Origin of the sequence: Spirochaeta lutea, assembly GCF_000758165.1 — a bacterium.
Taxonomy (GTDB): domain Bacteria; phylum Spirochaetota; class Spirochaetia; order DSM-27196; family Salinispiraceae; genus Spirochaeta_D; species Spirochaeta_D lutea.
In genome coordinates, this window is the sequence record NZ_JNUP01000071.1 from 148,454 (window position 1) to 161,521 (window position 13,068).

A 13,068-nucleotide genomic window follows, 5' to 3' on the forward strand; every position below is an offset into this window, starting at 1 on the left:
TACCCTACACTTACACCATGAACACGGCAGAAATACCGAATAGGAAGAGACCGAGCCTCCGGGTCCCGGCGGTGATCTTGATGGTGCTGGTGCTCCCCGTCTGGGGTTTTTCCTTTGAGACAGGTGATGAGGTGGAGATCGAGTACTACGGATCCTGGTTTGCCGGGGAGATTATTCAGTCCAAGGAAGAGCGCTACCTGGTCCGCTACCACGGATGGGATTCCTCCTACGACGAATGGGTGTCCCGGAATCGGCTCCGCTACCCGAAGGCGGCCGAACCCGAACCGGAACCCGTACAGCCCCCTCGGGCGAGCATCCCGGAGCCGCCGGCAATCCGCCCCAGGGACCATTACCCGGTTTCCGCGGGCGACCGGGTGGAGCTGCGGCGAAATTTCTACTGGTACGAGGTCGAGGTTGTGAAGATAGAGGGTGACAGAATCCTCATCCACTACCCCATGTACGATGATCAGAGTAACGAATGGGTTTCAGCCTCAGATATTAGGACCCTGGCTCAGGGGAGGGATTGGGAGGATCTGATGCACCGGTTTTGGTACGATCTGTCCCCGGAAGCTATTTCGTCCTACCTGGGACTGGATGCTGCTCGGGCAGAGACCCCGGCTCGGGCCGGGGAGCAGGTGTTTCCCTCACCTCTAGTCATCTACAAGCGGGAACAACCCTACGCAGAGATCTCACCCCAGGGATCTATACGAATCGGATCGGAGCTTGTTGGTTCAATCCGGAGGGATTTCCCGGGATTCCGGGTCTACCGCGGCACCGAATCTCCAGGAAGGGTGGATTCAGCCGGGTCGATATTCCAGGGGGAAAGGCTCCTGGGCAGTGTGTCCGAGACCGGGACCATCGCCGATTCCCAGGGCAGGGAAATCGGCAGCATCTCCCCGGACACCGGCGTCATCTACTTTGACGGGTGGTCCGAATGGGGGTGGGTATCCACCGAGGACCATGGTGTACAGGCCTGGGGGATTCAGGCCATCGGCGGGTTTTTATTCTTCTTCACCGAATTACCCCACGCCATGACCCAGTTCAGTCAGTACGAGTAATCCGCCGGTTATCCCACTCCCCGGGCGATTCCCCGGAGGGCCGGCAGATTGAGAATTTCCAGGGTCCGGTGACGGCAGGTCAGCAGGCCCTGGTGCTCCATCTCCGAGAGCACCCGGCTCAGGGACTGCCGGGCTACTCCGAAGGTGTCCGCCAGGGCTTGGCGGGTGACCGGAATGGTCACCGTGATGGAGCCCGAGCGGGGGGTTCGGGTTGGAGAGGCTGTTTCAGAGACTGGGGCATTGGAATCACCCTGATCGGAGAGAAGATCGAGAATGTACAGGGAGAGCTGTTGGCGGATGGAGCCGAACTGGCTCATACGCAGGCGCTGGGCTAAAAATTGCAGGCGGTCGCCCATGTCGCGAAGCAGGCCGTGGAGCAGGGGGGGATATTCCTGGAGCAGCTGGAAGACCTGGGCCCGGGTAATCCGCATGATCCGCACATCCGTTTGGGCCACCAGGTCCACGGGAAAGCGGCTGCGGCTGGAAAAGAACACCGCTGAAGCGAGTACCTGGGGGGCGGCCAGGGTTTCTACGATGAAGCTATGCCCCTCGATATCGTTGAGTTCCGCCCGGAGGGTGCCCGAGAGGATGACCGCCAACTCCTCGTAGGGATCGCTGCGCAGGGCAACTCGTTTCTGTTTTTCATACCGGGATATGGGAAAAAAGTTCTTCGTAACCAGGCTTGTTAGTTCCTGGATCGACAGCTCGTTGAAGGCAGGCACAAGACCGAGTATTCGGATCAGCTCCTGGGGACTCATGGGTGCTCCTGGTTTCGATATTCAGCCACGAGGACGCTCGGTGACGTTCCGCCCCCAGGGGTAGCGCCGCCCATGGGCAATGGTACAACCTTTTGCGCACGAGGCATCTTTTTCCTGGAAAGTGTAACATAGGTGACAGATACGGTAAAGATTAGCCCCTATGCTGGTACCATATCGGGGTTCAGCCCAGAGGTTGTTTCCCTGTTACACAGTAAGGAGGTATCCAGTGTCGGAGGTTCAGGTTAAGGGCAACCCGAATTCGGGATTGTTAGGGGCAACCCTGGGATTTTTTGTGGGATTTGCAGCAGTGAGTCTCTTCGGGCCCACCGTGGTGTTTCTTCAGGAAGTAGTGGGGCTTAGTGCGGCCCTGGCAGGGTTGCTCATCAGTATTCCGAATCTTTCGGGAAGTTTGTTGCGGATTCCCTTCGCGGCTATGGTGGAGAAGGACGGGGGGCGCAGACCCTTTTTAGTGCTGCTCATCCTTTCCCTCCTAGGGGTGGTGGGTATCTGGCTGGTGATGATTCAACCGGCAGCGACCATCGCAGACCTCTTTCCCCTGCTCCTCGGCCTGGGGGTATTGGGCGGCTGCGGAATCGCCACCTTCTCCGTGGGAATCGGTCAGACCAGCTACTGGTTTCCCCAGAACCGCCAGGGAACCGCCCTGGGCATCTATGCCGGTATCGGCAACCTGGCGCCGGGAATCTTCGCCCTGGTACTCACGGGTCTTACCATTCCCCGGCTTGGACTGCCGGGAAGCTACCTCATCTGGTCAATCTTTTTAGCCCTGGGCATTCTTGCATACCTGGTTACGGGTAGAAACGCCTGGTTCTTTCAGTACCGCCGGGCCGGGTTGCCCGACGAGCAGGCCCGGGTACGGGCGGAACAGGACGGTCAGCAGCTCTTTCCAAACGGCAAGGCCCTGGAGAGTCTCAAGGCATCTGCCAAGATTCCCCAGACCTGGATGCTGGTACTGGTGTACTTCACCACCTTCGGGGGATTTTTAGCCTTGACGGCCTGGCTTCCTAAGTTCGGCATAGGCTACATGGGATTCGATTTGGGGGTGGCCGGCATGCTCACCGCGGCCTATTCCATCGGGGCGAGCCTGCTCCGGGTTGCCGGGGGTAAACTGAGCGATATCTTCGGGGGCCGACAGACTGCCCTGCTGTCCCTGGGCGCGGGACTTGTGGGTAGTCTGATGGTAGCCCTCATGCCCCGGGGTGCCGGGACCATTGCCGGTCTGTTGGTCATGGCCCTGGGAATGGGAGTGGGGAACGCTGCGGTGTTTAAGCTCGTGCCCCAGTTTGTACCCCGGGCTGTGGGTGGTGCCGCAGGCTGGATTGGGGGGCTGGGTGCCTTCGGCGGCTTTGTCATCCCCCTGGGTTTGGCCGCGGTTCTGGAGAGTTCCGGGTACGCCCAGGGATTCTGGATCTTTGCCGGGCTCTTTGTATTGGCCCTGATGATGATCATAGCCCTGGACGGGCAGAAGACGAAGGAGGAGTAGGAATGTCGGATTTTACGGTACGAACAACCTGCAGCTACTGTTCGGTGGGCTGCAATTTGGATATCAGTGTGAAGGACGGAAAGGCCAGCCTGAAGCCCAATAAAGAGTATCCGGTAAACCAGGGATTTTGTTGTCCCAAGGGCTTCCATCTGCTGCCTCCCATGCAATCCGATCAGCGGGGAACCGATCCCCTGATCCGGGATGCCCAAGGGATTATGCAGCCCGTAAGCTGGCAGCAGGCAAACCAGGAGTTTGTCCGCCGCTTCAAGGCGGTTATGGAAAAACACGGTCCCGAGTCGGTGGCATTTTTATCCACCGGGCAGATTCCCATGGAGGAGATGGCCCTCCTGGGAAGCGTTACCAAGTTCGGTATGGGCTGGATCCACGGAGACGGTAATACCCGGCAATGCATGGCCACGGCGGCGGTGGCATACAAACAGGCCTTCGGGTTCGATGCTCCGCCCTTCACCTATGAGGATTTTGAGGAGAGTGATTTGCTGGTCTTCGTGGGCAGTAATCCCGTGATAAATCACCCCATCATGTGGAACAGGGTCAAGAAGAACGAGAAGAATCCCACCATCGTGGTTATCGATCCCCGGAAAACCGAGACTACCCAGGAGGCGGATATCCATCTCCAGATAACGCCGAAATCCGACCTCCACCTGCTCTACGGGGTTACACGGATTCTCATCGAACAGGACTGGATCGATCACGATTATATCCGAGAGAGCACCGAGGATTTCCAGGGACTGAAGGACTTTGTGATGGCCATGGACCTGGATGAGGCAAGCCGGCACTGCGGTATCAGCACCGAGACTATGTTCGATCTGGCTCGGCGGATTCATGAGGCAACGGCGGCCAGCTTCTGGTGGACTATGGGGGTAAACCAGAGCCACCAGGCCACTCGGACCGCCCAGGCGCTGATCAACATTGCCCTGATTACCCATAATATCGGGCGGCCGGGAACCGGCGCCAACTCCATTACCGGTCAGGCCAATGCCATGGGCAGCCGGTTGTACAGTAATACCACCAGCCTGCTGGGGGGGTACGCCTTTACCAATCCCGAGCATCGGGAGCATGTAGCCTCCCAGCTCTCCATACCCGTGGACCGGATTCCGGATAAAAACAGCCTGCCCTACCATAAGATCTTGGAGGCCGTGCGGAATGGCTCTATCAAGGGGCTGTGGATCATCGCCACCAACCCCGGTCACAGCTGGATTAATAAGACCGAATTTTTCCAGGCCCTGGAAAACCTGGATGTCCTGGCGGTTCAGGATCTCTATCCTACCACCGAGACCGCCCGGTACGCCGACATCTATCTGCCCGCAGCGGGAAGTCCAGAAAAATCCGGCACCTTCATAAACTCCGAGCGGCGGATCGGTATCGTTCAAAAGGCCCTGGATCCCCCGGGTAACGCCAAAAGCGACTTCGAAATCTTCAAGGGCCTCGCCCAGGCATGGGGCTGCGGGGATCTGTTTACCGGCTGGACCAACCCAGAGGCGGTGTTCCGAATTCTGCAGCGGATAAGCAAGGGTCAGCCCTGCGATATATCCGGTATTGAAGGCTACCAGATGATCATCGACCGCCGGGGGGTTCAGTGGCCCTATCCCCAGGATGCGGATGCAAACCAGGAATTCTATTCCCGGGATCACCGCCGGCTCTTCGAGGACGGCAGGTACTTCACCCCCAGCGGTAAGGCTCAGCTGTTGTACGATCCCATCGCCGAGCTCCCCGAGGTTCCCGATGAGCAATACCCGGTAATCCTGATTACCGGTCGGGGCACCATGATGCAATTCCACACCCAAACCAGAACCGGAAAGGTGCCCTTCATCCAGAAGAAGACCCGGTCCCACGCCTACGCCCAGATTAACCCCCAGGACGCTCAGGACCTGGGCATTGAACACGAGGGTAAGGTCCGGGTAACCAGCCGGCGCGGCACCGTGGTGGTCGACGCCCTGGTGGAGGATGCAGTAGCCCCGGGGCAAATCTTCATGCCCATGCACTACCCGCCCACCAACTGGCTGACCTACCCCAGCTTTGATCCCCACAGCTTCGAGCCCAGCTACAAGTTCGCCGCAGTCCGCCTGAGCGCCGTGGGTCCCCAGGAGGATTACCAGGAGCCCCAGCCCTCCCTGCAGGCGGCCGCTCCGGCCCAGGGAGCGCCATGAGTAACCAATCCATCAGCCCAGGGAGCGCCATACACGGCGGCACGAGCAGCAACTCTGCCGGCAAGAGCACTACAGCCGGGATCGGAAAAGCATCGGCCAGCAACAGCCCTGATGGTTTCAGAAAGCCGGCCGGCCCCGGGGCGGGGGAATCGGCACTACCGGTAACCGACCGGATGGGCCGGCCCCTCCGGGACCTGCGGATATCGGTAACCGATGAATGCAATTTCCGCTGCACCTACTGTATGCCCAAGGAGCTTTTCGGAGAGGGTCATCCCTTCATGCCCCCTAGCCGGTACCTCTCCTTTCCGGAGATACGCGACCTGGTGGCCATGATGGTACCCCTGGGAGTCCGCAAACTGAAGATCACCGGGGGCGAACCCCTGCTGCGCCCGGGACTGCACCAGCTCATCGCCAGGCTCACCCGGATCCCGGGGATTGAGGATGTGGGGCTGATAACCAACGGCTTCCACCTGAAAACCCTGGGACCCCGGCTCCGGGATGCGGGGCTCACCCGGGTTACCGTAAGCCTGGACAGCCTGGATGGCCAAACCTTCGCCGCTATTACCGGCCGGGGAGGAAGCCTTGGCCAGGTATTAGAGGGGATTCGAACGTCTCTGGATCTGGGATTTTCCCCGGTAAAGGTCAACATGGTGGTTCAGCGGGGCGTCAACGACCATGAGGCGCTGTCCATGGCGGAGTACTTCCGGGAGAGCGGGGTGGAGCTGCGATTCATTGAATATATGGACGTAGGACGCCGGCTGGACTTCCGGTCGGGGCTTCTGGTTCCCAACCGGGAGATCCGGGATAGCATTCACCGGCACTGGCCCCTGGAACCCCTGGAGGATGCCTACTACGGCGAGGTGGCGGAAAGCTACCGGTATGCCGATGGCGGGGGCCGGGTCGGGTTCATTTCCAGTATGACCCAGCCATTCTGCGGCAGCTGCACCCGGCTGCGGCTTTCGGCGGACGGAAAGCTCTACCGCTGTCTGTTCTCGGGTATCGGCCTGGATATTAAGTCCCTCATCCGGGGTGAATCCGGAGACGGCGATGGTGCCCGGAATAAGGCTGCCGGATCGGGAGGCTGGGATCAGGCGGAGGCAGCCCTACGGCGGTTCTGGGGTATCCGGGAGGACCGGTATTCGGAGTTGCGGGGCAGTCAGGCTTTGGCCGGGCATTCGAATCACCCTGAACCGAAAGAAAAGCGGATTGAAATGTACCGCATGGGAGGATAGCTATGAGCAGTCATCTTGATGCCTCGGGAACCCCCCGAATGGTAGATGTAGGGCAGAAGCCGCCCACCCAGCGGAGGGCTGTGGCCCGGGGCTATGTTCTGATTCCCCGGAGTCTTGAGGGTCTGGAGGGGGGAGAGTGGTGGAGCCCCAAGGGCCCGGTGTTTCAGACCGCGGTTATCGCGGGTATTCAGGGGGCAAAACAGACCAGTACGGCTATTCCCCTCTGCCACCCCATTCCCCTGACCTCCTGTCAGGTGCGCCTGGAGCCCCTGGACTGGCAGACCTACCTGGCCGAGAGCCGGCACACCGGGTTCCCCCTAACCACCACCGATCCCGATGAACACCAAGTCCCGACGGTTATCCGGGTGACCTGCACCGCCGCCACTACGGCTCCTACGGGAGTGGAGATGGAGGCCCTCAGCGGGGTGAGCGCCGCCTGTCTGACGGTGTACGATATGGGAAAGTCCGTTACCAAGGGGATTGTGATTTCTGCTCTGAGCCTTCTGGAAAAAACCGGGGGCAAGGAGGATTGGAGGGCCCGGGGTTATGAAGGCTGAACCGCGTTTTAAGATCAAACCCACCCCGGGGGGCTGGTACTACCATCCCTACGAGATCAGCCTGAGCGGCTACTCCGGTTCGGGAAAAACCACCCTGGCCCGGCAGCTCATCGCCGCCCTGGCTGAGCGCCGGCTGACCTGCGGGTTTATCAAACACGATGCCCACCGCTTCGAGATGGATAAACCGGGCAAGGACACCCACCAGGCCAGCCAGGCCGGCGCCCGGGGGGTCTACATCCAAGACCCCCGGCATGCCGCCTTGATTCTGGATCACGGGCCCCAGGGTCCCAGCCAGGGCTTGGCGGAGCAGGCCCTGGCTCCCCTGGACTGCCTCATAATTGAGGGGAACAAACATTCCGACCTGCCCAAGCTGATTCTCCTGGATCCCCGGGGGGAGATAGACCAGGAGATACTCCAGGGTGATTTCACTGCCCCCCTGGCCCTGATCCATGCCCGGGGGGACGAAGCCCGGGCCCTGGCCCTGGCGGACTCCGATTTCAACGCCGAAACCGGGGCCCCACCATCCCCCGGCATTCCCGTCTTCTGCCGGGATGATATTCAGGGTATCACAACCTGTATCCTGGAATACTGGGCCGGCCGGGTTCCCCCGGTCCATGCTCTCATTCTCGGCGGCGGCCAAAGCTCCCGGATGGGGCAGGATAAATCCCTGCTTTCCTACCACGGCACCACCAGCCAGCTCGCCCACACCGCCGATATGGCAGCCCGGGCGCTGGAGGAGATGTTCCCGAGCCGCCAAGCCGCCCCCGGACCGGAATCCCCCATTCCCGACGCCGGACCGCTCCCGGACCGGTCTTCCGACCCATCCGAAACCGAGTCCTTGGACCGGACTGAGATCAACTCTCCTGACCGGGCCGGGCGCAGGTCGAAGGAAAGGGCGGAAGGCGGGCCGGAATCCGCGGAAGGCCGGCCCAGGGTCTACCTATCCCTGCGCCCCGGGCAAGAGGTCCCCGAGGATGCCCGGGACCTTCCGGTTATCCGGGACTGTTTTCCCGGCCGGGGTCCGGTGGCGGGTATCCTGAGTGCCCTGGAACACCAACCCGGAAGTGCATGGCTGGTACTCAGCTGTGATCTCCCCCTTCTCGACCCCCGGGATCTGGCGCGTCTTCTAAAATCCCGGAACCCCTTCGCCCTGGCTACCAGCCTGAAGGGATTCCAGGATCAACCCGAGCCCCTCTGCGCTATCTACGAGCCCAAGGCCCGACCCAGGCTGCTCTCCTTCATCGCCCAGGGATCCTGGTGCCCCCGGTGGGCTTTACGCTCAGGAGGGACCACCCTAATCACCCCGGAAAATCCCCAATCGGTCTTCAACGCCAATACCCCCGAGGACCGTCGCCGGGCGGCGGAGCTGCTCCAGCTGTCCGAGTCAGGAGATACCCCATGAAGCTAGCAGACACCACCACGGTTCAGACCGTTATCGCCCAGATTCTCGCCGCCCAGGAATCATCCCGGGACGACGGGGGGGTAGAAACCATTCCGCTCGAAAGGGCTCTGGGCCGCTGCCTGGCCCGGGATCTCACCGCCGACCGCCACCAGCCCCCCTTCAACCGCTCTGCCATGGACGGCATTGCCATAGCCCGGGCCGATCTGCCGGCTGCGGGGCCTCAAAATACCCTTGACTGCCCCGAGGAGGCCTGGTGCTTCCAGAGCCTGGGCATTCTTGCCGCCGGCCAGGATCCGGGTCCCCTTGCCCATCCCGGTTTTTCTGGCAATACCAGCCAGGCAGGGAGAACCCCTTCGGAATCCGAGGCCCGGCCAAGCCCCGGCGCAGTCCCCCTGAAGCGGGCCGCCGGGACACGGGATAACAAGCAGGCACCCCCCCTGCCTCCCTGTGTGGAGATTATGACCGGAGCAGCGGTGCCCCCGGGTTTCGATACCGTTATCCGCTACGAGGATCTCCAGCGCAGCCCGGATTCTCAGGCGGCGGGAAAGAATCCCCCTTCGCCGGAACCAGGGCCTGAAGCCGGGCCCGTCCGGTGGATCTGCCGGGGCTCCATTCCGGCCCGGGGGGCCAACATCCATCCCCGGGGGGCTGATTACCAGAAGGGTGCCGTCATCCTGGAGGGCGGCCAAATCATCACCAGCAGCCACATCGCCGTGCTGGCAAGCTGCGGCTACACCCAGGTTCCACTCCGGACGCTGCCCTCCATTACCATTGTAGCCACCGGGGATGAGCTGGTATCCCCGGATACCACCCCCCTGGACCACCAGATCCGGGCCTCCAACCACCTGAGCATCGCCGGAGAACTTACCAGCTGGGGATTCCCCCCCGGGGAGGTACGCCTCTGTCCCGATGATCCCCAGGCCCTTACCGAAACAATTCGCCGCGGCCTGAAGGAATCCCGGGTCCTAATCCTTACCGGGGCCGTATCCAAGGGCGCCTATGATCATATTCCCGGTATTCTGGAAGGCCTGGGGGTGGAGATTCGGATCCACGGGGTAAGTCAGCGACCCGGCAAACCCCTGCTGGTGGGCCGGGCACGGAAGGCCGGGAGAGCGGATTCCCTGGTCCTGGGGCTTCCGGGCAACCCGGTTTCCGCCCTTATTAACCTGCGGCGCTACCTGATCCCAGCCCTGGCCCTACAATCCATCCCCGGATCTTCGGGTCGTATTTGGGCCCCCGGTCCCGCCAGCCCCATGTCATCCTGGGCGGCCCTGGGCTTCCCCCTGCGTCTGGCCAGGGAAATCACCTTCGAACCCCCGCTGACCTACTATCCCGGGGTGTCTCTGGAGATGTACCAGGGCGAGCTTACCCTCGTACCCGTCCGGGGCAACGGTTCGGGGGATTTTTTCCATCTCAGCAAAACCGCAGGCTTTATCGTCATGCCCAAAGACCGGACCCGGCTGGAGGCCGGCAGTCTGGTACAATTTTATCCCTGGGGAGTGTAACCATGAACAACACCGTAACCCTTCGATACTTCGCCCAGCTGGCTGAACAGCGGGGATGCCACACCGAGCAGGTGGAGCTTCATCCCGGCCAGCGGGCCGAGGAGCTCTACCGTCAATTGCAGCAGCGCTACCGCTTCTCCCTGGATCAGGAGATTCTGCGACCCGCGGTTAACGGAGTCTACACTACCTGGGACCAGGAACTTCAGGCCGGGGACGAAATCGCCTTTATTCCCCCCGTGGCTGGGGGGTGAGTATGCAGGACAACCAACTCCCGGATACGGGATTCCGCCTTACGGAAGAGCCCATTGAGATTCTTAGTAGCGATCTTTCCCCAGGGTTGATTCGGAGCCATCCCCAAACCGGCGGGATCGTGACCTTCGAGGGGCGGGTCCGCAATCATCACCAGGGCCGGGCTGTCCTCCGCCTCTCCTACTCCGCCTACGAGCTCCTGGCCGGAAACGAAGGCCAGGATATTGCCCGGGAGGCCAAGGAGCGGTTCGGACTGGACTGGGCGTGGATTATCCACCGCACCGGGGATCTCTCGGTGGGAGAGATGGCGGTCTGGATCAGCGCAGCCAGCCCCCACCGCCAGGAGGCCTTCGCGGCCTGCCGGTTCATGATTGACGAGGTAAAACACCGCCTGCCGGTGTGGAAACATGAATACTACGAGGACGGAAGCCATGAATGGGTCTACTGTGCACACCATACCTGAATACTACTGCCGGCAGGTGAGTCTGCCCCAGGTCGGCACCCTGGGGCAGGAACGCCTGTCCCGGGCCAGGGTCCTCATCATCGGTCTTGGAGCCCTGGGAAGCCCGGCGGCGGAGTATCTGGCCCGGGCCGGGGTTGGGAATCTCCACATCATGGACGGTGATGGGGTGGAACTCAGCAACCTTCATCGCCAGCCCCTGTACACCCCCCTGGACCGGGGCAGTCCCAAGGCCCGGTCCGCTGCCGCCAGGCTTGAGACGGTGAATCCCCACCTCCGCATTACCTGGGAGGAGCGTTTTTTTGCTCCCGGGCAGTCTCTGGCGGTCTTCCCCGAGGGATTGCCTGACCTGGTCCTGGATTGCACCGACCGGTTCTCCAGCCGTTTTACCATCCACGATGCCTGTCAAGCCGCGGGCATCCCCTTGATTAGTACAGCCGTTTCGGGTACTACCGGCCAGCTGCAGATGTTCCATTTCCATCGCGGCCCCGGGCCCTGCCTACGCTGCCTCTACCCCCGGGGTTTAGAAGACGGATGTACCGGGAGCTGTGCCCAGGACGGCATTTTGGGTGCATCAGCGGGGATTATGGGCAGCATTCAGGCACTCACCGCCCTGAGCTTCCTCCTTAACCAAGAGGTACCCCCGGGGGGCCAAACCATCACCCTGAACCTAACCACCCTGGAGCAGTACACCGTCCGCTGGCCCCAGGCCCGGAGTTGCCCGGGCTGTTCATCCCCGGCCACGCCCCAGGAGCTTCCCCCCGCCCCCGTGCCAGCCTCCCCCTCTCGTCTTGGTGATGGAACACCGGCCGAACCTTCCTCGACCGGGGGCGGTACAGACCATCATGACCCGGAAGCGCCTCAATCCGGGTATACCGGCCGGCCGCCCCGCAGCCCCGGCGTCCTGCCCTCTGCCTCGTCCCAGAACCGTTCCTCGGCCGGTTCTTCGGGTGCTCTTTCGGCCAGTTCCCAGGACCATTCCCCGGACCCTTTCCCGGACCCTTTCCCTGAGGACGGGGAGCCGGTCTGCATTCTCGATGTCCGCCAGGCCTGGGAAGCCCACCCCGAGGATACCTTGCTGTTCCCCCAACGTGTACATCTCCCTGCCCAAGACATTCAACAGATCCTCAAGGAACGGCCCGAAACCCTGGACCCTCAGACCCATTACCTGATCATCTGCGAACAGGGTATCCGCAGCGCCGGGGTAGCCCGGTACCTGGAAGGTCTGGGGTTTAGGTCGGTCCGCCACCTGGAGGGCGGTATTGCACCCCTGCGGTCCCTGGTGAAGGGCGGAAGACCATGAGCATGCAGCTTCTCCTGCCAGGGGTCTTTTTTGTCACCGCCCTGCTCTACAGTACCGCCGGGTTCGGGGGAGGCTCCACCTATTCGGCGGTGCTGAGCCAAACCAGCCTGCCCCGGTTCATGATTCCCCTGGTCAGTCTGCCCTGCAATATTGTGGTTTCCGGTACGGGCTTTTTCCGCCTGTTGCGGTCAGGAGAGGTTCCGGTCCGCCAGCTTCTGAGAATCACCCTGGTTTCGGTCCCCGCGGCCTTCTTGGGCGGCCTGGTTCCGGTATCCCGCCGGCTCTTTGTCCTTCTTCTGGGGATTCTGCTGCTTTACGCCGGGGTCCAGGCCCTTATTACTCATCTGATTCCAACATCCCGCCCCACCCCCAGCCCTGGGGCCGATACCGCCCCGGTTACCCCCCGGAGGCCCTTGTCCTTGGGAATCCGCCCAGATCCGCCTGCCCGATTTTCAGCCCAGGAATCCCGGGAGCAGTCCCTGTTACCCCAGAACTTCCCCGGTCCATTTCTCTACGCCGCCGGTACGGCCATCGGTTTTGTCAGCGGTATCACCGGCATCGGAGGGGGAATAGTACTATCACCCCTGCTCTGGCGGTATACCAGTCTGGCACCCCGGGCCATCGCCGGAATGTCCTCGGGGTTCATCCTCCTGAACTCCCTGGCGGGGCTGTCGGGTCAGATCATTAAGTCGGGGCTTCCCGATTCCTCCATCCTGAACCTCACCGCCGGGCTGGTCATCGCCGTTGCCCTGGGCGGACAGATTGGATCCAGGATTCTCACCCGGTCAATTTCCGTCAGGGTATTGGGCATCGGCACGGGTTCTCTGCTGGTCGCGGCTGCAATTCGCCTCATTGGGATGTAGATTTTTCTCCAT

Annotated in this window: 12 protein-coding genes; 11 read left to right on the top strand and 1 reads right to left on the bottom strand. The window is 61.7% G+C overall.

Annotated features, from left to right (window positions below; translation table 11 throughout):
• Window positions 1-17 precede the first annotated feature (17 nt).
• Window positions 18-1,058, top strand: a complete 1,041-nt coding sequence (locus DC28_RS13350) for an agenet domain-containing protein (protein WP_081942210.1) — start codon at window positions 18-20, stop codon at window positions 1,056-1,058.
• A gap of 8 nt (window positions 1,059-1,066) precedes the next feature.
• Here the strand turns inward: DC28_RS13350 and DC28_RS13355 are convergent, their stop codons facing one another.
• Complete coding sequence (locus tag DC28_RS13355; RefSeq protein ID WP_037549681.1) at window positions 1,067-1,816, bottom strand: Crp/Fnr family transcriptional regulator; 750 nt, start codon at window positions 1,814-1,816, stop codon at window positions 1,067-1,069.
• Between the two features lie 226 nt (window positions 1,817-2,042).
• On the opposite strand from DC28_RS13355, the gene DC28_RS13360 reads away from it, so the two are divergent.
• From DC28_RS13360 to DC28_RS13410, 10 genes are read left to right on the top strand one after another with little or no spacing between them, the layout of a single operon-like run.
• Window positions 2,043-3,317, top strand: coding sequence for an MFS transporter (locus DC28_RS13360; RefSeq protein WP_037549684.1), 1,275 nt, complete (start codon window positions 2,043-2,045; stop codon window positions 3,315-3,317).
• A gap of 2 nt (window positions 3,318-3,319) precedes the next feature.
• Window positions 3,320-5,485, top strand: coding sequence for a molybdopterin oxidoreductase family protein (locus DC28_RS13365; RefSeq protein WP_081942211.1), 2,166 nt, complete (start codon window positions 3,320-3,322; stop codon window positions 5,483-5,485).
• Window positions 5,482-6,717, top strand: coding sequence for a GTP 3',8-cyclase MoaA (gene moaA / locus DC28_RS13370; RefSeq protein WP_081942212.1), 1,236 nt, complete (start codon window positions 5,482-5,484; stop codon window positions 6,715-6,717). The genes DC28_RS13365 and moaA overlap by 4 nt, the downstream gene beginning before the upstream one ends.
• Before the next feature lie 2 nt (window positions 6,718-6,719).
• Window positions 6,720-7,274, top strand: coding sequence for a cyclic pyranopterin monophosphate synthase (moaC, locus tag DC28_RS13375; RefSeq protein ID WP_037549687.1), 555 nt, complete (start codon window positions 6,720-6,722; stop codon window positions 7,272-7,274).
• A complete protein-coding gene (gene mobB / locus DC28_RS15900) occupies window positions 7,264-8,676 on the top strand; it encodes a molybdopterin-guanine dinucleotide biosynthesis protein B (protein WP_052078904.1) in 1,413 nt (470 codons plus the stop codon). Before moaC ends, mobB begins: the two co-directional genes overlap by 11 nt.
• Window positions 8,673-10,181 (top strand): molybdopterin molybdotransferase MoeA, encoded by a 1,509-nt coding sequence (locus DC28_RS13390; RefSeq protein ID WP_037549690.1) that lies wholly within the window; start codon window positions 8,673-8,675, stop codon window positions 10,179-10,181. The genes mobB and DC28_RS13390 overlap by 4 nt, the downstream gene beginning before the upstream one ends.
• A 2-nt stretch (window positions 10,182-10,183) precedes the next feature.
• Window positions 10,184-10,432: a MoaD/ThiS family protein gene (locus tag DC28_RS13395; RefSeq protein WP_052078905.1), complete on the top strand. Its 249-nt coding sequence runs from the start codon at window positions 10,184-10,186 to the stop codon at window positions 10,430-10,432.
• A 2-nt stretch (window positions 10,433-10,434) separates the two neighbouring features.
• Window positions 10,435-10,893, top strand: a complete 459-nt coding sequence (locus DC28_RS13400; RefSeq protein ID WP_037549693.1) for a molybdenum cofactor biosynthesis protein MoaE — start codon at window positions 10,435-10,437, stop codon at window positions 10,891-10,893.
• A complete protein-coding gene (locus DC28_RS16880; protein ID WP_162180244.1) occupies window positions 10,862-12,193 on the top strand; it encodes a HesA/MoeB/ThiF family protein in 1,332 nt (443 codons plus the stop codon). Before DC28_RS13400 ends, DC28_RS16880 begins: the two co-directional genes overlap by 32 nt.
• Window positions 12,190-13,056 carry a sulfite exporter TauE/SafE family protein gene (locus DC28_RS13410; RefSeq protein ID WP_081942214.1) on the top strand — a complete coding sequence of 289 codons (867 nt, stop codon included), beginning with the start codon at window positions 12,190-12,192 and terminating at the stop codon, window positions 13,054-13,056. Before DC28_RS16880 ends, DC28_RS13410 begins: the two co-directional genes overlap by 4 nt.
• Window positions 13,057-13,068 lie beyond the last annotated feature (12 nt).